General features: G+C 65.3%; 21 protein-coding genes. 20 read left to right on the forward strand and 1 reads right to left on the reverse strand.

All coding sequences use genetic code 11. The annotated features are described in order from the left end of the window. Window positions 1-5: 5 nt before the first annotated feature. On the forward strand, window positions 6-1112 hold the full coding sequence (locus ACXJ16_RS00265; RefSeq protein ID WP_463920965.1) for an acyltransferase family protein: 1107 nt from the start codon (window positions 6-8) through the stop codon (window positions 1110-1112). A gap of 9 nt (window positions 1113-1121) precedes the next feature. Here ACXJ16_RS00265 and ACXJ16_RS00270 read toward each other — a convergent pair whose 3' ends face one another. Continuing rightward, on the reverse strand, window positions 1122-1739 hold the full coding sequence (locus tag ACXJ16_RS00270; protein WP_054439210.1) for a DNA-3-methyladenine glycosylase family protein: 618 nt from the start codon (window positions 1737-1739) through the stop codon (window positions 1122-1124). 106 nt (window positions 1740-1845) lie between these two features. Between ACXJ16_RS00270 and ACXJ16_RS00275 the strand changes: the two genes are divergently transcribed. The 19 genes from ACXJ16_RS00275 (at window position 1846) to ftsA (ending at window position 22265) form a co-directional block, all read left to right on the forward strand. After that, complete coding sequence (locus tag ACXJ16_RS00275) at window positions 1846-2163, forward strand: 2Fe-2S iron-sulfur cluster-binding protein (protein WP_054439213.1); 318 nt, start codon at window positions 1846-1848, stop codon at window positions 2161-2163. A gap of 187 nt (window positions 2164-2350) precedes the next feature. Beyond that, on the forward strand, window positions 2351-3361 hold the full coding sequence (locus ACXJ16_RS00280) for a cysteine synthase A (protein ID WP_463920966.1): 1011 nt from the start codon (window positions 2351-2353) through the stop codon (window positions 3359-3361). Between the two features lie 40 nt (window positions 3362-3401). Continuing rightward, complete coding sequence (locus ACXJ16_RS00285; protein ID WP_324696574.1) at window positions 3402-3737, forward strand: hypothetical protein; 336 nt, start codon at window positions 3402-3404, stop codon at window positions 3735-3737. Continuing rightward, window positions 3694-4536, forward strand: coding sequence for a Gldg family protein (locus ACXJ16_RS00290; protein WP_463920967.1), 843 nt, complete (start codon window positions 3694-3696; stop codon window positions 4534-4536). The genes ACXJ16_RS00285 and ACXJ16_RS00290 overlap by 44 nt, the downstream gene beginning before the upstream one ends. Before the next feature lie 326 nt (window positions 4537-4862). Next, complete coding sequence (locus tag ACXJ16_RS00295) at window positions 4863-5360, forward strand: division/cell wall cluster transcriptional repressor MraZ (protein ID WP_324696570.1); 498 nt, start codon at window positions 4863-4865, stop codon at window positions 5358-5360. Further along, window positions 5357-6376 carry a 16S rRNA (cytosine(1402)-N(4))-methyltransferase RsmH gene (gene rsmH / locus ACXJ16_RS00300; RefSeq protein WP_132469263.1) on the forward strand — a complete coding sequence of 340 codons (1020 nt, stop codon included), beginning with the start codon at window positions 5357-5359 and terminating at the stop codon, window positions 6374-6376. The genes ACXJ16_RS00295 and rsmH overlap by 4 nt, the downstream gene beginning before the upstream one ends. Further along, the gene (locus tag ACXJ16_RS00305) at window positions 6373-6939 is read left to right on the forward strand and encodes a hypothetical protein (RefSeq protein ID WP_324696567.1); all 567 of its coding nucleotides are present in this window, start codon (window positions 6373-6375) and stop codon (window positions 6937-6939) included. The genes rsmH and ACXJ16_RS00305 overlap by 4 nt, the downstream gene beginning before the upstream one ends. Continuing rightward, window positions 6936-8711, forward strand: coding sequence for a peptidoglycan D,D-transpeptidase FtsI family protein (locus ACXJ16_RS00310; protein ID WP_185996795.1), 1776 nt, complete (start codon window positions 6936-6938; stop codon window positions 8709-8711). Before ACXJ16_RS00305 ends, ACXJ16_RS00310 begins: the two co-directional genes overlap by 4 nt. 10 nt (window positions 8712-8721) lie before the next feature. Beyond that, window positions 8722-10185: a UDP-N-acetylmuramoyl-L-alanyl-D-glutamate--2,6-diaminopimelate ligase gene (locus ACXJ16_RS00315; RefSeq protein ID WP_324696563.1), complete on the forward strand. Its 1464-nt coding sequence runs from the start codon at window positions 8722-8724 to the stop codon at window positions 10183-10185. Window positions 10186-10191: 6 nt separating this feature from the next. Then, window positions 10192-11739: a UDP-N-acetylmuramoyl-tripeptide--D-alanyl-D-alanine ligase gene (locus ACXJ16_RS00320; RefSeq protein WP_324696561.1), complete on the forward strand. Its 1548-nt coding sequence runs from the start codon at window positions 10192-10194 to the stop codon at window positions 11737-11739. A gap of 17 nt (window positions 11740-11756) precedes the next feature. Next, window positions 11757-12827, forward strand: a complete 1071-nt coding sequence (gene mraY / locus ACXJ16_RS00325; protein ID WP_054439234.1) for a phospho-N-acetylmuramoyl-pentapeptide-transferase — start codon at window positions 11757-11759, stop codon at window positions 12825-12827. Between the two features lie 10 nt (window positions 12828-12837). After that, complete coding sequence (murD, locus tag ACXJ16_RS00330; RefSeq protein WP_443477940.1) at window positions 12838-14217, forward strand: UDP-N-acetylmuramoyl-L-alanine--D-glutamate ligase; 1380 nt, start codon at window positions 12838-12840, stop codon at window positions 14215-14217. After that, on the forward strand, window positions 14217-15422 hold the full coding sequence (locus ACXJ16_RS00335; protein ID WP_054439239.1) for an FtsW/RodA/SpoVE family cell cycle protein: 1206 nt from the start codon (window positions 14217-14219) through the stop codon (window positions 15420-15422). Before murD ends, ACXJ16_RS00335 begins: the two co-directional genes overlap by 1 nt. Then, window positions 15419-16708 (forward strand): undecaprenyldiphospho-muramoylpentapeptide beta-N-acetylglucosaminyltransferase, encoded by a 1290-nt coding sequence (gene murG / locus ACXJ16_RS00340; RefSeq protein WP_463920968.1) that lies wholly within the window; start codon window positions 15419-15421, stop codon window positions 16706-16708. The genes ACXJ16_RS00335 and murG overlap by 4 nt, the downstream gene beginning before the upstream one ends. Further along, complete coding sequence (murC, locus tag ACXJ16_RS00345; RefSeq protein WP_463920969.1) at window positions 16705-18126, forward strand: UDP-N-acetylmuramate--L-alanine ligase; 1422 nt, start codon at window positions 16705-16707, stop codon at window positions 18124-18126. Before murG ends, murC begins: the two co-directional genes overlap by 4 nt. Then, complete coding sequence (gene murB / locus ACXJ16_RS00350; RefSeq protein ID WP_463920970.1) at window positions 18123-19058, forward strand: UDP-N-acetylmuramate dehydrogenase; 936 nt, start codon at window positions 18123-18125, stop codon at window positions 19056-19058. Before murC ends, murB begins: the two co-directional genes overlap by 4 nt. After that, window positions 19055-20026 (forward strand): D-alanine--D-alanine ligase, encoded by a 972-nt coding sequence (locus ACXJ16_RS00355; protein ID WP_463920971.1) that lies wholly within the window; start codon window positions 19055-19057, stop codon window positions 20024-20026. Before murB ends, ACXJ16_RS00355 begins: the two co-directional genes overlap by 4 nt. Next, window positions 20023-20985 (forward strand): cell division protein FtsQ/DivIB, encoded by a 963-nt coding sequence (locus ACXJ16_RS00360; protein ID WP_054439245.1) that lies wholly within the window; start codon window positions 20023-20025, stop codon window positions 20983-20985. The genes ACXJ16_RS00355 and ACXJ16_RS00360 overlap by 4 nt, the downstream gene beginning before the upstream one ends. Continuing rightward, window positions 20985-22265 (forward strand): cell division protein FtsA, encoded by a 1281-nt coding sequence (ftsA, locus tag ACXJ16_RS00365; RefSeq protein ID WP_132469268.1) that lies wholly within the window; start codon window positions 20985-20987, stop codon window positions 22263-22265. The genes ACXJ16_RS00360 and ftsA overlap by 1 nt, the downstream gene beginning before the upstream one ends. Window positions 22266-22329: the final 64 nt, after the last annotated feature.

Below are 22329 nucleotides of genomic sequence, written 5' to 3' on the forward strand. Positions count from 1 at the left end.
CGCCGGTGTCCGACGAACGCTTCCTGACGCGGCCGCTTTCGGTCGTGCTGGATTTCGTGCGTTTCGGCGCGGCACTGCTGGTCGCGGTGGGACATGCGGTGCAACTGGGGCTCTATCACGGCTGGTTCCCGTTCGGCGTGCGGATGCAGCATTACTGCGTGATCGTGTTCTTCGTGTTGTCCGGCCTCGTCATCAGTACTTCCGTGCTCGGCGGTCGCTCGAACCTGCCGCGCTACGCGGTGGCGCGAATCTCGCGCATCCTGCCGGTTGCGATCCCGTCGCTGATCTTCAGCACGCTTGCGGCATATCTGCTGGCCGGGCCGAGCCCGGTACGGATGGACAACAGCCCGGAAGACGCGCTGGCAGTGACCAGGCAGTTGCTGGCGCCGCTGACCTTCATCAGCGCCTGGCCCGGCGTGGCGGGGCCGGTCTGGAATCCGCCTTACTGGTCGCTCTGCTACGAGGTCTGGTATTATGCGATCTTCGCGCTGGCGGCGTTCCTGCGCGGCTGGTTGCGCGTGATTGCCGTGATCGTCGGCTGTGCGGCGGCTGGCGGGGCGATCCTGCTCCTGATGCCGGTCTGGCTCTTCGGTGTCGCGCTCACACACACGCCTCCCGCGCGGCGTCTCCCGCTGGCGGCGGCTCCGCTTCTTCTGGCCGCGGCGGTCTGGATGGCGCTGGCCTTGTTCGAGATAGACCGGGAGACGCTCAATCCGCTGCTGAAGGCGTGGTGGCCGGGGGACGCCGAATGGTCGCAGTGGGCGCTGTCGGACCTGTTCATGGGCGTGGTCATGACCACCGCGCTTGCCGGTGTGCGCCCGCTCGCGAACCGGCTGGCGAAACCGGTCATGCGGCTGGAGACGGCCGCGAAGACGCTCGCCGGTTTTTCATTCACCCTCTACCTGTTCCACTGGCCGCTGATTCAGCTTTTGCGGTCATGGGGCATCGAAGCCGGGCGCAGTTTTCCGGTGTTCGCCGCACTTGTCGGGCTGATCGTGCTCACTTGTGCGGCCATCTCGATCCTTACCGAGCGCCAGTCACCGAAGTTGCGGCGCTGGATGGAGGAGCGCTTTCCCCGTGCCTCTGCGCCGGTTGTTACCATCCCGGCCTAGGCGGCGTGCCTAGAGAGCCGGGTTGTTGTAGCAGTGCCAGGTGAAAATCGCCGCCGCGCCTCGGTGCGGGCGCCAGCTTTCGGCGATCTGGCGCGTCTGCTTTTCGCTGGGCCTTGCCTCGAGGGCGAGGATTTTGTGCAGCCCGGCCTGAACCGCAAGATCACCGGCAGGCCAGATGTCGGGCCGCCCTTCCGCGAACAGCAGGTAGATTTCGGCGGACCATCGTCCGATCCCCTTGATCCGCACCAGTTGGTCTATGGCCTCGTCGTCGTCTTCCGGCAGATTGTCGAAATCGAGCGTGCCCGCCACAACGAGTTCGCAAAGGCTGCGTGCATATCCCTGCTTCTGGCGTGAGAGCCCGCAGGCCCGCAAGGCGTCGAATTCGGCGGCGAGCAGGACTTCGGGCGCAATGCCTTCGCCCAGCAGCGCTTCCAGCCGGTTCCATACCGATGCCGCCGCCGCAACCGACACTTGCTGGCCGACGATGGTCCGCAGCAGGGTGGCATATCCGGTCGCGCGAATGCGGGGTTCGGGGTAGCCGGCTACATCCAGCGCACGGGCGATGGCAGGTTCCTTGGCAGCAATCGCATCCAGTCCCAGTTTCAGTGCGCCTGCGCTCAAGCCCATTATTCGATTACCTTGCAAAAGGGGGTTGCAGTCATTAGCAGCCGGCCGCAAAGGCCGAAACAAGCATGTTATGATACATGCAGTATCAGAAAGAGGATCGACGAGAATGCCGCAGATCATCGTCATCAATCAATCGGGCGAAGAATCCACCGTCGAGGCCCTCGAAGGCCGCACCCTGATGGAAACGATCCGCGACAGCGGCTTCGACGAGTTGCTGGCTCTCTGCGGTGGCTGCTGCTCCTGCGCAACCTGCCATGTCCACATCGACCCGGCCTTCGCGGACAAGCTGCCCGCGATGAGCGAGGACGAGAACGACCTGCTCGACAGTTCCGACCATCGCAACGAATTCTCGCGTCTTTCCTGCCAGGTTCCTGTCACCGCGGCGCTCGAAGGCTGCAAGGTCACGATCGCGCAGGAAGATTGATCCTTCGGACGGCCTGACGGTCAGGTGAAAAGACCGTCCGGCCGTCCTCGCGGCGCGGGCCGAGGTGGGGGCGGCTGCATCCCGCCGCAGGCCGGAGCCAGGATCCATTCGCGCAAGTCGGATGGCGCATTCAAAAAACTCTGCAAATCATTTGCGCCTTTCCGCCTGACTTCCTACCTGTGCCGCCATGACTGCACCCATCTCCCAGCGCTCCACTCTCGACCTCATCGGCAAAACCCCGCTCGTCCTGCTCAAGGGCCCCAGCGAAGCGGCTGGTTGCGAGATCTGGGGCAAGTGCGAATTCGCAAATCCCGGCGCATCGGTGAAGGACCGCGCGGCCCTCTGGATCGTGCGCGACGCTGAGGCGAAGGGGCTGCTCAAGCCCGGCGGCACCATCGTTGAGGGGACGGCCGGCAATACCGGCATCGGCATCGCGCTCGTCGCCAATGCGCTGGGCTACAAGACGATCATCGTCATGCCCGAGACCCAGTCGCGCGAGAAGATGGACACTCTGCGTGCGCTTGGCGCCGAACTCGTCCTCGTTCCTGCTGCGCCTTTCTCGAACCCCGGGCATTTCGTCCACACCTCGCGCCGCCTGGCAGAAGAGACTCCGGGCGCGATCTGGGCCAACCAGTTCGACAATATCGCCAACCGCAAGGCTCATATCGAAAGCACGGCACCGGAAATCTGGGAGCAGATGGAAGGCCGCATCGATGGCTTCACATGTGCGGCAGGGACGGGCGGCACGATTGCCGGGACGGGGCTGGGCCTCAAGGCGTTCGACGATGCGATCACCATCGCGCTCACCGATCCGCACGGCGCCGCGCTCTACAACTACTACGCGAACGGCGAACTCAAGGCGGAGGGTTCCTCCGTTGCCGAAGGTATCGGACAGGGACGCATTACCGCCAACCTCGAAGGCGCGCCGATCGATGCCCAGTTCCGCATCTCGGATGAGGAAGGGCTGGAATGGGTCCGCCGCCTGCTGTCGGAAGAAGGCCTGTGCCTGGGCCTCTCCTCGGGCATCAACGTGGCGGGCGCCGTGGCGCTCGGCCGCAAGCTGGTGGCCGAAGGCAAGGCCGATGCCCGGGTCGCCACAATTCTGTGCGACACCGGCTTCCGCTACCTTTCCTCGCTGTACAATCCGGAATGGTTGAAGGCGAAAAATCTGCCTGTCTTCCCATGGCTGGAATCCTGAGGTAAACGATCTGTCGATGGCAGGACACATTCCGCCTACGATGATCGAGCCGATCACGACGCCCCAGCACTTCGTGCCGCCCTCGGCGCGCGAACTGCGTTCGCAGGCGGTACATCGGTTACAAGTGGGGCTGTTCGGCCTCTGCGCCATGCTGCTCATCGTCGGCCTCGCCAATATCATCAACGACCGCACCCGCCTGATCGACACCGAAGACCCCATCCGGCAGGTCGTTGCAGCCGATGCCAAGCCCAAGAAGCAGGCGAGCGACCCGCTTGCCGATATCGGCGTGGTGCCAGCCTCCGACCCCAGTCCGACGCCCACCGGCGAGGTGAGTGATCCGGGCGCACCGCCCGCATCTCCGGCCGGCGGCCAATAATCTGCGCCCTGTACTGACGTTGCTGGCGGGCGCCTTGGCGCTCGCCTCCTGCGGCGATTCCCGCCCACCGCGCGCCGATCGCGAGGTGGGGCTCTACACCAGCCTGCCAATCCTCTGGGCCGAGAGCGACGACATCCGGGATCTGCTCGCCGCTGACCGGCCGCAGCATTGGGCTGGTCCGGTGCTGTCGGACGCGGGCAAGCTGGTGCCGCTGGACACGCTTGCCGATGCAAACGGCGTCCTTCCGCTGCAGCATGATGGGTTGCTGGTGCTGGCGCAGCCACGTCCATTCTCGCCGCAAGAGAACGTCGCGCTTGATCGCTGGGTGCGTGATGGGGGCAGGGTACTGCTGTTTGCCGACCCCATGCTGACGATGCCCTCCCGCCACGCCCTTGGCGATCCGCGCCGCCCGCAGGACATGGCGATGCTATCACCCATTCTCGCGCATTGGGGGCTTCGCATGGAGTTCGACGAGGGGCAACCCGCGGGCGAGCGGATGGCGGCAAGCTTCGTCGGCGAGTTTCCCGTTAACCTGGCGGGCCGCTTTCGGTCTTCGGGGAATTCCGGGGATCGGCTCCCGGAATCGGGAAAACACGGGAAGGACGGGAAACCCGGGGATGCGCGGGATGCCTGCCGGATCGAATCCGAAGGGCTGATTGCACGGTGCAAGATCGGGCATGGCCGGGTTTTTGCGGTTTCCGATGCCGCCTTGTTCGAAGAATCACCTGACGTCGGCAGGCAGGCCATTTGCCGGAGAGTGCTCGCCGCGATGATCCTCGGTGCCGAAAGTGGGGATTGACGGGGTTGGAGCGGGGATGAGGCCGATTGATCGCTGAACTAAGGGAAAGTCCCTGAAAATCAGCGATTTTTGTAGTTTCCCATGGTTTAACACTTATCTCCGTGAAGACGAACTGTGCTGAAAATCCGAAGAAATCCGCCGATTAAATCCCGTTGATCCCCACATTTCCCTTTAATCCCCAAAATTCCCGTTATAAAAGCATGGTCAATCGGAATGGCTGAGTCTCGCCGTGCCTTGCTTGCAGGGTCCGGGGCCCGATCGCGTGAGCGCGCGGTCGGAGGGTCTCCGTCATGCCCGAGAGGCAACCTTAGGGGCGACAGGGACACATGGCTGGGCAGCCATACATCTACAACGGACAGGGCTTTTCGCTGCTACGCGACAAGAACCGTTTCGTGCTGCCCAATGCGTTCCGCGGCACCGTGCGCGAATCGAGCGGCAAGGATCTGCTCTGCCTGACCACCCACGATCGCTGGCCCTGCCTTGTCGGCTTCGGGCTCTCGCGCATCCAGGATTTCGAACAGGAAATCCGCGAGCAGCAGGAGGTGGCTCTACGTGCCGGCAAGGATTTCGACGCGGAAAAGCGCGCCAGCGACATCTACGCCTCCTATGAAGTGCCGTTCGACGGCAGTGGCCGCTTCGTCCTGCCTGAGGACCTTGCCGCGCTCGCCAATGTGACCGACCAGCTCTATTTCCGCGGCAACGGCCGCTTCTTCACGGTGTGGAGCCCGGAAAACCTCAACAATATGGACGATGGCTGGAAGGCGGCACAGACCGCCTGCGGCAGCCTTGCGGCCAAGGAACTTCAGAAAGCTTCGAAGAAATGAGCGCCTCTCGCACCATACCCGAGGGCGTTCCCCACGTTCCTGTGCTCCTGGAGGAGGTCGTCGCCGCCCTGAACCCCCAGGGCGGCGACGTCATCGTCGACGGTACCCTGGGCGCGGGCGGTTATACGCGCCGGCTGCTCGATGCGGGCGCGACCGTCCATGCGTTTGACCGCGATCCCGACGCCATCGCCGCGATCGAGCAGAACCGTGCGAAATGGCCGGAGCTGGACACCGTTCCGCCGCGGCTCGTGCTGCATCCGCGCCGGTTCTCCGAAATGGCGGAGAGCCTGATCGAGGCGGGGATCACGCAAGTGGACGGCGTGGTCATGGATATCGGCGTGTCCTCGATGCAACTGGATCAGGCCGAGCGCGGCTTTGCCTTCAGCGCCGATGGGCCGCTCGACATGCGCATGAGCCAGGCCGGGCTCTCTGCCGCGGATTTCGTGAACGAGGCCGACGAGGCCGAGATCGCCGACGTGCTCTACCTTTACGGCGAGGAGCGCCAGTCGCGCCGCGTAGCCCGCGCGATCGTGGCCGCGCGTCCGATCGAGACCACGGGCGAACTCGCCCGCGTGGTCCGCAAGGCGGTGGGCTATAATGCCAATTACAAGGGAGCTTCCGCGCCGAAGGATCCGGCGACGCGCAGCTTCCAGGCAATCCGTATCCACGTGAACGGAGAGCTCGACGAACTCGATGCCGGGATGGAAGGGGCTGAAACGCTGCTGCGCGCCGGGGGGCGGCTGGCAATAGTGACCTTCCACAGTCTCGAGGACCGCAAGGTCAAGCGCTTCCTGAGGGATGCCGCCGGTCAGGCCAAGAGCACCTCGCGGCATCTGCCGCAAGTCGGCTCCGGCCCGCAGGCGACGTTCGCGCAAGTGGCGAAGGCCGTGCGGCCGGGGGAGGCGGAACTTGCCGCCAATCCCCGTTCCCGATCCGCAACCCTGCGCGCCGCGCTGCGCACCGATGCTCCCCCAAGAACGCCAGATGGCCGTAAAGACCACAGGAGTGCCTCATGAACCTCACTCGCGATCGCGTCCATTCGATTGGATGGATTTCCGTGTTGCTGGTCTGCGGCGCGCTGACGATCGGCCTGACCTTGCGCGTGAACGCGGTGAAGAGCCAGGTCCACGATACCGAGAAGCGGATCGTGTGGGTTCAGCAGGACATCAATTTCCTGGAGACCGAGTTCCAGACCCGCTCGAACCAGCAGGCGCTCAAGGAACTCAACGACCTGGAGTTCGGCTACAAGGCGCCCACGGCGGGCCAGTACATCGAAGGCGAGCGCCAGCTTGCCGCGCTCGGCATGCCGGTCGGCCCCGGTGCGCCGGCTCCGATCCGCTACGCCAATGCCGACACGGCGGGCGATCCGGCGCAGGGCCAGGGCGATGCTTCGAACGGCGGGTTGCTCGCGATGGTTTCGCCTGTGACGGGGGCGACCGCCGCCGCGCTTCCGGCAGCCGAGGCCAAGGGCGCCGGTGGCAAGAGCCGCGACCCGGAACGAGATCAGCTCGCGCGTGATGCTGCCGCGCTCGGCAGCCGCCTGGCGCGGATCGAGGTGGCGGAGGCTGCCCAGCAGTGAACGCCCCGGCCTTCCCGATCGGAGCGATCCCCACCACGGTCTCGACCGGCCGGCGCAAGCTGTTCAACGTCCGGCAGCAATCGCTGCTGGTCGCGAAGATGCGCACGCTCTGGATTCTGGGGGTTTTCACGCTCGTCGGGTTGCTGGCGCTTTTCCGTATCCTTTACCTTGGCGTAACCGGCCCGTCGGTGCGCGGTGGCGACCTGTCCGATCTGCTGGTTCCGCAGCGGGGCGAGATCGTCGACCGCAATGGCGTGCCGCTGGCCCGCGAGTTCCGGACTTATTCGCTGTGGTTCAACCCCAAGGCGATGAGCGCCGGTTCCGCGCTGGTCCACACGCCGGCCCAGGTCGCTGACGGCCTGATCCGCATCTTCCCCGATCTCGACCGGGCCGAGCTTATCGCCAAGCTTTCGTCGGACAAGCCTGGCTATCTGCGCAAGTCGATCCTTCCCGAGGACGCAAACAAGGTTCACGCGCTGGGCGAGCCGGCGCTCGAATACCCGCAGGAAGCCACGCGCTTCTACCCGCAGGGTTCGATGGCGGCCTCGGTGCTCGGTTATGTCGATACTTTCGGCAAGGGCCAGGTCGGCATGGAGCAGGCTTTCGACAAGCAGCTCACCAGCCCTGAAGGGCGTGCCAACCCTGCAGTGCTCTCGATCGACTTCCGCGTGCAAAGCGCGCTGGAAGATGAACTGGGCAAGGGCATGGCGCTGAGCAAGGCGAAGGGTGCGGCCGGCGTCATTCTCGACGTGGATACCGGCGAGATCCTGGCGCTGGCGTCGCTGCCCTCGTTCGATCCGAACCACGTCCAGCCCAGCGATCTCGTCATCACCGAGGAGCAGGCGCGGGACGGCAACGTGCCGCGTGGTTTCAACCGCGTGACCAACCAGGTCTACGAACTCGGTTCGACCTTCAAGCCGATCACCGTCGCTGCCGCGCTCGACGCGGGCACGATCACCGACTTGCGCCGTCGCTGGCCGGCAACGCCGCTTCACGTCGGCAAGTTCACGATCCATGACCTGCACAACTACGGCAGTTCGCTGAACGTGCTGGAAACGCTGATCCACTCGTCGAACACGGTCACGGCCCATATCGCGGACGAGCTTGGCGGCGAGCGGCTCAAGAAGACCATGGAATCGCTGGCGATGAACCAGCGTCCCTATGTCGAGCTGCCTGCGCGCGGCTTCCCGCTGTGGCCGCGTGGTGAATGGCCGCGTCTGCGTACGATGACGGTTGCTTATGGCCACGGTATCGCCGTGACGCCGCTGCATCTCGCCTCGGCTTATGCCTCGCTCGTCAACGGCGGCATCTGGCGTCCGGCGACGCTCAAGAAGCTTGAGCCATCGCAGGTTCCTGCCGGTCGCCGCGTGTTCACCGCCGCGACCAGCGCGCGCATGCGCCAGCTCCTGCGCATGATCGTGTCCTACGGCACCGGCCGCAAGGCCGACGCGCCGGGATTCCGTGTCGGGGGCAAGACCGGATCGGCCGAAAAGCCGGGCGTCGGCGGTTACCGCAAGCACTCGCTGGTGGCGACCTTCGCCGCCGCCTTCCCGATGGACCGCCCGCGCTACGTCGTCATCGCCATGATGGACGAGCCACAGGGTACCGAGGCAACCTCGTTCCAGCGCACTGCCGCGTGGAACTCGGCGCCGGTGATCCAGCGCGTGGTCCCGCGCATCGGGCCGCTGCTGGGCATCATGCCCGACGAAACCCGCGACATCGACATTTCCGACCTCAAGCCGCTGATCCCGGCCGGAACCGCTGAAGAGTGAGCCTGGAAGAATGAAATTGACTGCCCTCTGCGCTGCTGCCGATGTTCCTCTGGCCGAGGGCGCTGATGCCAATGTGACCGGCTTTGCCATCGATCACCGCAAGGTCGCGCCCGGCACGGTGTTCGGCGCGTTCCGGGGCGCCAGGTTCAACGGCGAAGATTATATCACCGCCGCCATCGAGGCTGGCGCCGTAGCTGTCGTGGCGCATCGCGATGCCAGGGTCGAAGGTGCGGTGCACTTCGCCGATCCCGAGCCGCGCCGTCTCTTCGCGCGACTTGCCGCGCCGTTCTTCCAGCCCGTGCCGGAGACGCTGGTGGCCGTCACCGGCACCAACGGCAAGACCTCGACCGTGGAACTGACCCGTCAGATCTGGCGCATGGCCGGCCAGCGCGCCGCCTCGATCGGTACGCTCGGCGTCACCACCAGCGACGAAACGGTTTCCACCGGCCTCACCACTCCGGATATCGTGACTTTCCTGGCCAACCTCACTGGTCTTGCGCGCGAGGGTGTTTCCCACGTCGCTTACGAAGCGTCGAGCCACGGTCTTTCGCAGTTCCGCATCGAGGGACCGCGCGTGGCGGCGGGCGCCTTCACCAACCTCTCGCGCGACCATCTCGACTACCACGCAGACATGGACGACTATTTCGCGGCGAAGATGCGCCTGTTCGACGAAGTGGTCGTCGATGGCGGCACCGCCGTGATCTGGGCCGACGATCCGTGGTCCGACAAAGCCATTGCCCACGCCGAGCAGCGCGGGCTCAAGACGTTCACCGTGGGTGCCAAGGGCACCAGCATCCGCCTCTCGGGTCGCAAGCCGGGCGGACTCGGCCAGAAGCTGGAGCTCGAGCATGAGGGCAAAGCCTACGTGCTCGAGCTCCCGCTGATCGGCGCCTATCAGGCGGCAAATTCGCTTGTCGCGGCGGGGCTGGTGCTGGCCAGCGGCGGCGATGCGCACACGACGTTCGATGCCCTGAAGCGGCTCGTGACCGTGCGCGGGCGGCTGGAGCGTGCGGCGATTTCCTCGGTAGGCGCGCCGGTCTATGTCGACTATGCGCATACGCCCGATGCGCTGGAAGCGGCGATCGCGGCGCTCCGTCCCCATGTGGAAGGACGCCTGATCGTGGTATTCGGCGCGGGCGGCGACCGGGACCAGGGCAAGCGGCCGGAAATGGGCCGGGTGGCCAGCGAGGGTGCGGACGTGGCGATCGTCACTGACGACAACCCGCGCGGGGAAGACCCGGCGGCAATTCGCGCCATGATTCTCGCCGGAATGAGCGGCGGCGCGCGAGAAATCGGCGATCGGCGCGAGGCGATCGGTGCGGCCATCGCCGAAGCCGGGCGGGGGGACATCGTCCTCATCGCCGGCAAGGGGCACGAACAGGGGCAGATCATCGGCAGCGGCGATGCAGTGCGCGTCCTGCCATTCGACGACGTCACCGTGGCCAGGGAAATGTCTGGTCCGCAGGGAAGGTAGTAGGCGATGAATGCTGTAGCCCGGATCCTCGAGTGGCCCAGCGATGCGGCCGAGGAAAACCCGCTCTCTCCGTGGCCTCTCGCGCTTTGGGACTCGGCCACGCTGGCGCGGGTTCTGAAGGGTACGGCCAGCGGTGACTTCACCGTTTCCGGCGTCGAGATCGACAGCCGCGACGTCGAGCCCGGCGACCTGTTCTTCGCGCTCAAGGGCGAGGCCATGGACGGTCATCGCTTCGTCGATGGGGCTTTTGCCAAGGGTGCGGCTGCAGCCGTGGTCGATCGGCCGGTCGATGGTCCCCACATCCTGGTGGAGGACACGACCGAGGCGCTGGAGCGGCTGGGGGCCGCCGCGCGCATCCGGTCGCGCGGGCCGATCATCGGCGTGACGGGTTCGGTCGGAAAGACCGGCGTGAAGGAGGCGATCTGGGCTGCGCTCGACCGCGCCAGCCGGGGTGATGCCCATCGTTCGGTCAAGAGCTACAACAACCATGTCGGCGTTCCGCTGAGCCTTGCGCGAATGCCCGCGCGTGCGCGTTTCGGCATTTTCGAGATGGGAATGAACCACGCCGGCGAAATTGCCGGGCTGACCCGCCAGGTCCGTCCGAACGTCGCGGTCATCACTACCATCGCGCCCGCCCACATCGAGATGTTGGGTTCGATGGAGGCCATCGCCGACGCCAAGGCGGAAATCTTCGAAGGGCTGGAGAAGGGCGGCGTGGCCGTGATCCCGGCCGACAGCCCCTATTTCAACAGGCTGAAGGAAGCCGCGCTCGAAGCGGGCGCGCAAGTGGTCTCCTTCGGCAAGGCGCGAGACGCCGACGTGCGGTTGCTGGATGCGGTTCCGGCGATCGGAGGCGGCTCGCTGGTGACGATCGACATGGGGGACCGGCGGGTTTGCTACACCGTCGCCTCGCCCGGTGAACATCATGTGATCAATTCGCTCGCGGTCATGGCCGCGGTGCGCGGGGTCAAGGGAGACCTCGGTGCCGCAGGCGTGGCGCTCGCCGAAATGGGCGGGTTGCCTGGGCGCGGCGCCCGGCTTCAGATCGACGTTCCGGGTGGGGAGCCCGGCGCCGAACCCAATGCTGACGGGCGCCGCGCCGCTTCCGCGAAGGCCTTGCTGATCGACGAGAGCTACAACGCCAATCCCGCCTCCATGCGCGCGACGCTGGACCAGCTTGGCCGCACGCCGGCGCACCGCCGTATTGCCGTGCTCGGCGCGATGAAGGAACTGGGCAGCCACGGCCCTGACTATCACGCCGCGCTTGCCGGCCCGATCCGCGAAGCGGGTGTCGATTACGCCGTGCTGGTGGGCGAGGAGATGGCCCCGCTCGCAAAAGCCCTTGAAGCGGGGGAGAATTCCGGGGAACTGGGGAAATCCGGGGCGCTTCCGCTTGGCAAGGACGTGCCCTTCGCGCATTGCCTGACTGTGCGGGAAGCTGTCGACGCTCTGCGCGAATTCGGTCTCGAACGGGATGACGTCATCCTGGTCAAGGGCTCGAACTCGGTGGGCCTGGCTTCCCTGGTGACCGCGCTCGACAAACAGGAAGGGTAGGGGGGCTCCCCCGCAAGATGCTGTATCTCATCGCAGAATGGTTCCATTTCGAGGGACTGTCCAACCTCTTCCGATACCAGTCGTTCCGGTCGGGCGCGGCGCTGATGACGGCGCTGGGCATCGGGCTGCTGATCGGCCCGCGCTTCATCAACATGCTGCGCGTACGTCAGGGCAAGGGGCAACCGATCCGCGAGGACGGCCCGCAAAGCCACCTTGCCAAGCGCGGCACCCCCACGATGGGCGGGCTCATGATCCTCACTGCGCTGGTCAGCGCGATGATCCTGTTCATGGACGTGAAGAACCCGTTCGTCTGGGCCTGTGTCGCCGTCACGGTGGGCTTCGGCATCATCGGCTTCCTCGACGATTACGACAAGGTGGCCAAGCGCAGCACGGCCGGCCTGTCGAGCAAGCTGCGGCTGGCGCTCGAATTCGTGGTTGCGGGGATCGCCTCGTACATCATCGTCAGCCAGCTCAATACGAACCTCTACGTGCCGTTCCTTTCGGGGCGCTATATCCCGCTCGGCCCGTTCTATTACGTCTTTGCGGCCGTGGTGATCGTGGGCGCCGGCAATGCGGTGAACCTGACCGACGGTCTCGACGGCCTTGCCACGATGCCGGTGGTGATCGCGGCCGGCACTTTCGCGATCATCTGCTACCTTGCCGGCCGCGTGGACTATGCCAACTACCTTGGCATCCCGCACGTGCCGCGCGCAGGTGAACTGGCGGTATTCTGCGCCGGCATCATCGGGGCCTGCCTCGCCTTCCTGTGGTTCAACGCGCCGCCTGCAGCCGTTTTCATGGGCGACACCGGCAGCCTTGCACTGGGCGGCGCACTGGGCGCCATCGCCGTTGCCGCGCACCACGAGATCGTGCTGGCCATCGTCGGCGGCCTGTTCGTGCTGGAGGCTGTTTCGGTCATAATCCAGGTCTTCTGGTTCAAGCGGACCGGTCGCCGCGTGTTCCGCATGGCGCCGATCCACCACCACTTCGAGCAGAAGGGCTGGAAGGAATCCACCGTTGTCATCCGCTTCTGGATCATTTCGATCGTCCTTGCGGTGATCGGCCTTTCGACGCTCAAGCTACGATGAGGCGCCCGACGTGATCGTCTCCCCCGCCTTCGCCGGAAAACGCTATGCGGTCCTAGGGCTCGCGCGCTCGGGCCTCACCGCGGTCGAGACGCTGCTGGCGAGCGGCGCTCACGTCATGGCCTGGGATTCGCGCGAGGAACCGCGCCAGGCGCTCTGCGCACGCAGCCAGGACGAGAGCATCGAAGTGGCCGATCCGGTCACGGCTGATCTTACCGGCTATGACGGCGTCATCGTCTCGCCCGGCGTTCCGCTGAACAAGCATCCGATCGCCGAGGTCGCGCGCCGTCAGGACGTGCCGGTAATCGGCGATATTGAGCTTTTCGCACTGGCGCGCACGATCGCGCCCGGCGAGGGCGGTTTGCCTGCGCACCGCGTGGTGGGCATCACCGGCACCAACGGCAAGTCCACCACGACCTCGCTGGTCCACCACCTTCTCGAAAGCGCCGGAGTGCCCGCGCGCGTCGGCGGCAACATCGGCGTGCCGGTGCTTGGCGAAGTTCCGCTGCCCGAGGGCGGCGTCTATGTGCTGGAACTGTCGAGCTACCAGATCGACCTCACCCGCAGCCTCGATTGCGACGTGGCGGCGCTGCTCAACATCACGCCCGACCATCTCGATCGCTACGATGGTTTCGAGGCTTATGCGGCCTCGAAGGCCCGCCTGTTCGAGATGCAGGATGCCGCCCGTCCGGCCATCTTCGGCACGGGCGACCGCGAGACTTCCGATGTTGCCGAGGCAGAGGAGGCGCGCCGCGCGGCCGGCCTCGTGCGCCGGGTCGACGGGCAGGGTCTCGTCGCGCTGCAAAAGGACTGGCCTTCGCTGCAAGGCCCGCACAACCTTCAGAACGCGGCCGTAGCGGTCGCCATCGTAGAGGCGCTGGGCATTCCCGCCGAGCAGTGGGAACCGGCGCTGCGCACGTTCAGCGGATTGCCGCACCGCATGGAGCGCGTGGCCGAGGCGAACGGCGTCCTTTACATCAATGACAGCAAGGCCACCAACCCGGCCTCGACCGCGCCTGCGCTTGCTGCGTTTCCGCCTGATCCGGCGCCGCGCATCCACTGGATTCTGGGCGGTCTGCCAAAGGGCGACGACCTTGACGAGTGCGCGCCTTTCTTCGGCAATGTGGCGGCCGCCTATACCATCGGCGATGCCGGCCCGCGCTTCGCCGAGATCCTGACGCCATTTACTGAAGTCCATCGCAGCGAGATGATGGCCGAGGCAATCCGCGAGGCCATGGCCCGCGCGAAGCCCGGCGATGTCGTCATGCTGTCTCCGGCTTGCGCCAGTTTCGATCAGTTCCGCGACTATGAGGCGCGCGGCCTGGTGTTCCGCCAGATCGTCGAGGCGCTGCTCGAGGCGCAGGGCGAAGATGCCGATGGGGTGAAACACTGATGGCCACGATCGCGCCCGGCACCGGAGCGGTTCCCGCGAACACACGCTACAACCGCAACCGCCGGGGGCAACTCGCGATCTGGTGGCAGGAGATCGACCGCAGCGTGCTTGCGCTGGTGCTGATCCTGATGGGGATCGGCGCGGTGGCGGTGGCGGCGGGCTCTCCGGCGAGCGCGCGGCGCCTTTCGACGGCGCACGAGAAGCTTTCGCAGCTGCACTTCTTCTGGCTGCACCTGCGGTGGCAGTTCGTGGGCCTTTGCGCGATGTTCTGGGCTTCCAGCCTGTCGAAGGACAGTGCGCGCCGGGTCGGCATCCTCATCGCGGCCGTCATGCTTGTCGGGCTTGTGCTGGTCCCGGTGGTCGGTTCCGAAGTGAATGGCGCGCGGCGCTGGCTGAAGCTGGGGATCTCGATCCAGCCTTCGCAGTTTCTGGGATCGGGCTTTCCGATCCTGCTGGCCTGGATCCTCTCGTGGCGCGCGCGTGATCCGCATATTCCGGTGGTTGCGATCTGCTTCTGCCTGATGGGCCTGCTGGGCGCGCTGCTGATGGCGCAGCCCGATTTCGGTTCGACCATGCTGTTTTCAGGCACGTTCTTCGTGATGATCCTGCTGGCCGGTATCCAGCTCAAGCGCATCGGCATGTTCGCGGGCGTGGGCATCGGCGGCCTTGTCCTGATGTACTTCACCTATGACAACGGGCGTAATCGCATCGATTCCTTCCTGTCGGGCGGGAATGCCTTCGATCAGGTGGACCTCGCGCAGCGCACCTTGCTCAACGGTGGATGGTTCGGACAGGGTTTCTGGATGGGCATCAGGAAGATGGCGCTGCCCGAAGCCCATACCGACTATATCTTCTCGGTGATCGGTGAGGAATTCGGCCTGATCGCCTGCATCATCATCGTTATGATCTATCTTGCGCTGCTGACCCGCGTGATGCTGCGCCTGGTGGACGAGGAAGACCTGTTCACGGTACTGGCGGCAGCCGGGATCGGCTCGCAGTTCGGGGGGCAGGCCTTCATCAATATCCTGGTCAACCTGCAACTCTTCCCTTCCAAGGGCATGACCCTGCCGCTGATCAGCTATGGCGGTTCGTCCACCGTCGCCATGTGCATGACGGTGGGGCTGCTGCTGGCGATCACGCGCCGCAATCCTTTCATCAAGCGCGAGAGGTTCTCGCTTCGCGCCGTTGGAGACTTTTCTTCATGAGTTCGGCCGTAAAAGGCTCGGTAAGCCGCCACTACGTTCTTGCCGCGGGCGGGACGGGCGGGCACCTCATTCCGGCTTTCGCGCTCGCCGCCGAACTGGACCGGCGCGGGCATCATGTTGCGCTCATCACGGACGAGCGGGGCGCGGCGATTCCGGGCAAGCCTGACTATCTGCCTGCCCATGTCCTGCCGCAGGGCCGGATCGCTGGGAAAAACCCGCTGAACTGGCTCAGGGGTGCCAAGGGCATTCTTTCCGGCCGCGCCATGGCGCTGCGCCTGTTCGAAAGCTTCGAACCGACCGCCGTGGTGGGCTTCGGCGGCTATCCCGCGCTGCCGACGATGCTGGCCGCCAACTCGGCTAAAATCCCGACTATCCTGCATGAGCAGAATTCGGTGCTGGGCCGTGTGAACCGTTACTTTGCGGGCAAGGTGGACGCCATCGCCACGGCTTTCGAGCAAGTTGACGTGCTCGATCCGAGGTTTTCGGATAAGGTGACGCTGGTCGGCAATCCGGTGCGGGACGAAGTCCTGGCCCTGCGTGACGCGCCGTTCCCCGAATTCGGCGAGGACAGCCTGCTGCGCATCCTCGTGACCGGCGGAAGCCAGGGCGCTCGCGTGCTGTCGCAAGTCGTGCCCGATGCTCTCGCGATGCTGCCACCCACCTTGCGTTCGCGCCTCCAGGTCATCCAGCAGTGCCGCGCCGAGGATATCGAAGGCGTCCGTGCGCGCTATGTAAACCACGGTATTCCGGCCGAACTTGCGACCTATTTCGAAGACATGGCCGAGCGCCTTGCCGGTGCGCACTTGTTCATCGGACGCTCTGGCGCGTCGACCATCGCGGAACTGACCGATGTGGGCCGTCCTGCGATCCTGATTCCGCTGCCTTACGCAACCGACGACCACCAGACCGCCAATGCGCGCGAGATCGTGGCTGCGGGCGGTGCGCGGGTGATCCGCCAGCCGGCGATCACCACTGAAGATGCGGACACTTACAGCGGCGAACGGCGCAATGCGCTTCTGAAGGAGCAGGCCGACCTGTTCCAGAAGATGGCCAAGGAAGTCTGCCTGCAGATCCAGGCCATCGCCCAGAATCCCGAAACGCTGGCCAATGCCGCGCATGCCGCATGGAACTGCGGCTATCCCAATGCCGCCAGCGATCTTGCCGATCTTGTCGAAGGCTTCGGCGCCACCCCGATAATGGACGTAATTCGAATGGAGAAGGCCATGCCCGCCAAGGGCGGCGAAGCCCTTGCCAAGAGCAAGCTGGTCAAGGAATCCGTGCAGTGAGGGGCGTCGGCACTGACATCGGCACGATCCACTTTGTGGGCATCGGTGGCATCGGCATGTCGGGCATCGCCGAAGTGATGCACAACCTCGGCTACTCGGTGCAGGGCTCCGACATCGCCGAGGGCTATGTGGTCGAGGGCCTGCGCGGGCGCGGGATCAAGGTCATGATCGGGCAGTCGGCGGAGAACGTCGAAGGCGTGGCCGTGGTCGTCACCTCGACCGCCGTGAAGCGCGATAATCCCGAAGTTGTCCATGCGCTCGAAAACCGCATTCCCGTGGTCCGCCGCGCCGAGATGCTGGCCGAGCTGATGCGCCTCAAGAACACCGTGGCGGTGGCCGGCACTCACGGCAAGACCACGACCACGTCCATGGTTGCGGCGCTGCTCGATGCGGGCGGGGTAGATCCCACAGTCATCAACGGCGGCATCATCAATTCCTACGGTTCGAACGCGCGCCTCGGCGCCTCGGACTGGATGGTGGTGGAAGCCGACGAGAGCGACGGCTCGTTCCTGCGCCTCGATGGGACTATCGCCGTCGTCACCAATATCGATCCCGAGCATCTCGATCACTACGGTTCGTTCGACAAGGTGAAGGATTCCTTCGTCGAATTCATCGAGAACGTGCCCTTCTACGGCGCGGCGATGCTCTGCATCGACCATCCGGAAGTGCAGGCGATCATCCCCAAGATCCGCGACCGCCGCGTGGTGACTTACGGCTTCTCCGCTCAGGCCGACATTCGGGGCGAGAACGTGACGCCCATTCCCGGCGGCAACCGCTTCGACGTGGCGCTGCGCCAGCGGGACGGCTCGTTCCGCAGGATCGAGGGCATCGAACTGCCGATGCCGGGCCGCCACAACGTCCAGAACGCGCTCGCCGCTGTCGGCGTCGCGGTGGAGATGGGTTGCTCGGAAGAGTGCATCCAGACCGGTTTCTCGAAGTTCGGCGGCGTGAAGCGCCGCTTCACCAAGGTCGGCGAAGTCGAGGTGGATGGCGGTGTCGTCACCGTGATCGATGACTATGGCCACCATCCGGTCGAGATTCGCGCCGTGCTCGCCGCTGCGCGCGAAGGCGTGCGAAATCGCGTGATCGCCGTGGTCCAGCCGCACCGCTTCACGCGCCTGCGTGACCATATGGAAGACTTCGAAGGCGCCTTCAACGATGCCGACGTGGTCTATGCCGCGCCGGTCTACGCAGCGGGCGAGCAGCCGATCGAAGGCGTCGATTCCGAACACATGGTTTCGGGCATGAAGGCGCGCGGCCACCGTTCCGCGCAAGTCATTGCCGGGCCGGACGCACTGGCCGATGCGCTGGCGACGTCGATCCAGCCGGGCGACATGATCGTCTGCCTCGGCGCAGGTGACATTACCAAGTGGGCGGCAGGTCTCGCCGACGCGATCCGGGCGCGGAGGGCCGCTTGAGCCAAGCCGCGCATCTTCCGCAGGTTTCCGGCAAGCTGAAAGCCGACGCGCCGCTGGCGCCGCTCGTCTGGTTCAAGTCTGGCGGGGCGGCCGAATGGCTGTTCGAGCCGAAGGATCTGGCCGATCTTCAGGGATTCCTGCGCGATCTCGATCCGTCGGTCCCGGTGATGGCGCTGGGCCTTGGTTCGAACATGATTGTGCGCGACGGCGGCGTTCCGGGCGTAGTGATCCGCCTCGGCAAGGCGTTCGCGAAAGTCACCCGCGCCGATGAGGTCACGCTCGAATGCGGCGGCGGGGCCAGCGGCATTCTCGTCTCCTCCACCGCGCGGGACAACGGTATTGCCGGCGTCGAATTCCTGCGCTCGATCCCCGGCACTGTCGGCGGCTTCGTGCGGATGAACGGTGGCGCCTATGGCGGCGAGGTCAAGGACGTGCTTGTCGATTGCGACGTGGTTCTGCGCGACGGTTCGCTGGTCACGCTCGGCAATGTCGATCTCGGCTATACCTATCGCCACTCCGAACTCCCCGAAGGCGCCGTCGTTGTCGCTGCGCGCTTCAAGGGCCGTGCCGGTGAACCGGAAGCGATCCAGGCCGAGATGGACCGCATTTCCGCCAGCCGCGAGGCCAGCCAGCCGCTGCGCAGCAAGACCGGCGGCTCGACCTTCAAGAACCCCGAAGGCCACAAGGCCTGGCAGCTTGTGGACGAAGCCGGATGCCGCGGCCTGACCCTCGGCGGCGCGCAAGTGAGCGAGAAGCACACCAACTTCCTGCTGAACGTCGCCGACGCCACCAGCAGCGATATCGAGGCCCTGGGCGAGGAAGTCCGCCGCCGGGTCAAGGAAAAGTCGGGCGTCGCGCTCGAATGGGAAATTCAGCGCGTGGGCATGTTCGCCGACGCGTCAGACCAAGCACGAGTAGGTATCCAGAAGTGACTCTCCCCAAACTCCACGTCGCAGTCCTGATGGGCGGTTGGTCGAACGAACGGCCGGTCTCGCTGATGAGCGGCGAGGGCGTGGCCAAGGCGCTCGAGTCCAAGGGCCACAAGGTCACCCGTATCGACATGGACCGCGATGTCGCGCTGCGTCTGTCGGAAGTGAAGCCGGACGTCGTGTTCAACGCGCTCCACGGCGCGCCGGGCGAGGACGGCACGGTGCAGGGCATGATGGACCTGATGGGCCTCACCTACACGCATTCCGGCCTCGCCACTTCGGTGATTGCCATCGACAAGGAACTGACCAAGCAGGCGCTGGTCCCCCACGGCATTCCGATGCCCGGCGGACGCATCGTCGAGAGCGCGGAAATCCACAAGCGCGATCCGCTGCCGCGTCCCTATGTGCTCAAGCCCGTCAACGAGGGGTCCTCGGTCGGCGTGGCGATCGTCACCGCCGAGGGGAACTACGGCAATCCCATCGCGCCGGATGCCAAGGGGCCGTGGCAGGAATTCGACCGCCTTTTGGCCGAACCGTTCATCCGTGGCCGCGAACTGACCACCGCCGTGATCGGCGGGCCGAACACAGGGGAACGGGCTCTGCTGGTCACCGAACTCAAGCCGAAGTCTGGCTTCTATGACTTCGACGCCAAGTATACCGACGGCATGACCGAACACGTCTGCCCGGCGGAAATCCCTGATGAGATCACGGCGGCCTGCAAGGATCTCGCACTGCGCTCCCACCAGTTGCTCGGCTGCAAGGGCACCAGCCGCGCCGACTTCCGCTGGGACGACACGCAGGGTATCGAGGGCTTGTTCCTGCTGGAGGTCAACACCCAGCCGGGCATGACCCCGCTCAGCCTCGTTCCCGAACAGGCGCGTGCCTGCGGCATGGAATACCCCGATCTCGTGGAGGCTATCATAGCCGAAGCGCTTGCCGACGCCGGAAAGGTCGCCAAGGGGGGCAAATGAGCCAGACGATCCGGCGCAAGCCGAAGACAGCGCGAAAGGCCGCAGCGGCCCAGAACACCAAGGCCAAGGTGCGCCAGGCCAAGGCGACGAGCGGCACGGCCGTCGACACGGTGATGAGCTGGCTGCCCTTCACCGAGGAGCAGCTTCACAAGATCTTCCTCGTCGCCATACTCGGCGGCGCGGGCTTGCTCGTCTGGGTCGTCGCCAATGCGGCGGGCGTGCCGATGCTTGCGGGCAAGCAGTTTGCGCAAGTTGCCGCAGATGCCGGGTTCGAGGTGAAGCGCGTGGAAGTGCGCGGCGTGAAGAACCTCAACGAGCTGAAAGTCTACGAAAAGGCCCTGGCCGAGCGCGACCGGTCGATGACCCAGGTCGACCTTGACGGGCTGCGCGGCGAGCTGCTTGGCCTGTCGTGGGTCAAGGACGCGCGTGTTTCGCGGCAGCTTCCCGATACGCTGGTGATCGACATCGTCGAACGCGAACCGCACGCCGTCCTGCGCAAGGCTGACCGCTTCGTGCTGATCGACGAGACCGGGCAGGAGCTTGAGGCGATCAACCGCAAGGATGCCAAGGGCAAGCTGATCGTCTCCGGCCCCGGTGCGGGTCAGCAGGTTACGCAGCTCGGGCACCTGCTTGAAGCGGCGCCCGCGCTTCAGCCCAAGGTTCAGGAGGCGGAGTGGATCGGCAACCGCCGCTGGAACCTGACTTTCCAGACCGGACAAGTGCTGGCGCTGCCGGAGGGCGACAACGAATCCGCCGGCGCACTGGTGACATTCGCGCGGCTGGACGGCACTAACCGGTTGATCGGCGGCAAGGTCACTGCAATCGACATGCGGGCGAAGGACCGCATCTATCTGCGGGTTCCCGATGCCGAAGGACAGGAATTGGCGATGAAGGCGGGTGCAGTCCCCCATACCGGCGTTGAAGCCAGCGGCGATGCCGCCGCAGCGGAGGAACAGTGATGGCACCACCTCGCATCACCCGCGTATTCGGTGCGGTCAATATCGGTTCCTTCCGCATTTCCGCCATCGTTGCGGGCATGTCCGAGATGGGCGACATGATCGTGCTGGGTTCAGGCCACCGCGCCTCCCAGGGGATCAAGCGCGGCTACGTCACGGACATGGCGGCGGCGACTTACGCGGTGCGCGATGCCATCGACCGCGCCGAAAAGATGGCCGACACCAGCGTTTCCAAGGTCTGGATCGGCTGCTCGGGCGCAGGGCTCGCCAGCCGCATCGACCAGTTCGATGCCGAGATCGGCGGTCGCCGCATCGAGCAGGAGGATATCGACCAGCTCCTGATCTCGGCGCGTGAGGTGATCCAGCCGGACGGACGCATGGTGCTCCATGCGCAGCCCGCGCAATATCGCCTCGACGGTGCGCACGGCGTTGGCAATCCCAAGGGGCTCCATGCCGAACGGCTGGGTGTCGACATCCACATCATGCTGGCCGAAGGCGCCCCGATCAGGAACCTGACCGAGGCCGTGCAGTGCGCGCACCTCGAAGTCGAGGCGGTGGTCGGCTCGCCGATTGCGGCGGGTCAGGCCTGTCTTTCGCCGGAAGAGCGCGACCTTGGCGTGGCGCTTGTTGAATTCGGCGCGGAAGTTACCAATGTCGCGGTCTATTCGCACGGGCTGCTGATCGACATGATCTCGATCCCGATGGGCTCGGCGGACATCACCGATGCCGTGGCTTCGGCTTTCGGCATCCGCCGTTTCCAGGCGGAGCGCCTCAAGTGCGTGAACGGTTCCGCCATCGCCAGCCCGCATGATCACCGCGAACTGATCCCGGTCAATGCTCCGGGCGAAGAGGGAACCGGCCCGATCGCTCGTCATGCCGACGACAAGAACCGGATACCGCGCGCCGAGTTGATCGGCGTCATTACCGGCCAGCTCGGTATCCTGATGGAAGAGATCAACAAGGCGCTCAAGCTGATGCGCTTCAACGCGCAGCGCGGCAAACAGGTGGTCTTCACCGGTGGCGGTGCCGAGCTTGTGGGACTTGCCGACTATGCGCAGGCCGCACTTGGAAAACCGGTCCGTATCGGCCGTGTCCCGCACCTGTCCGGCCTGGCCGAAGCTCACGTCAAACCGGGCTTTTCCACGCTTGCCGGGCTTGTCCTGTATGCCGCGGCCGACCCGATCGACATTCGTACTTTCGGCAAGAACAGACAAGGTTCAGTGAGTTACAGCGGCCTCGGTGTGGTCAATCGCGTCTATAGAGCATTGAGGGAATACTTTTGAGCACTTTGCCCAGCCGTGCAATCCTTGCGACGGGGATGGCACGATCGGCTGGATTTCGCGGTTT

It is taken from the genome of Novosphingobium sp. TK71 (assembly GCF_055361505.1).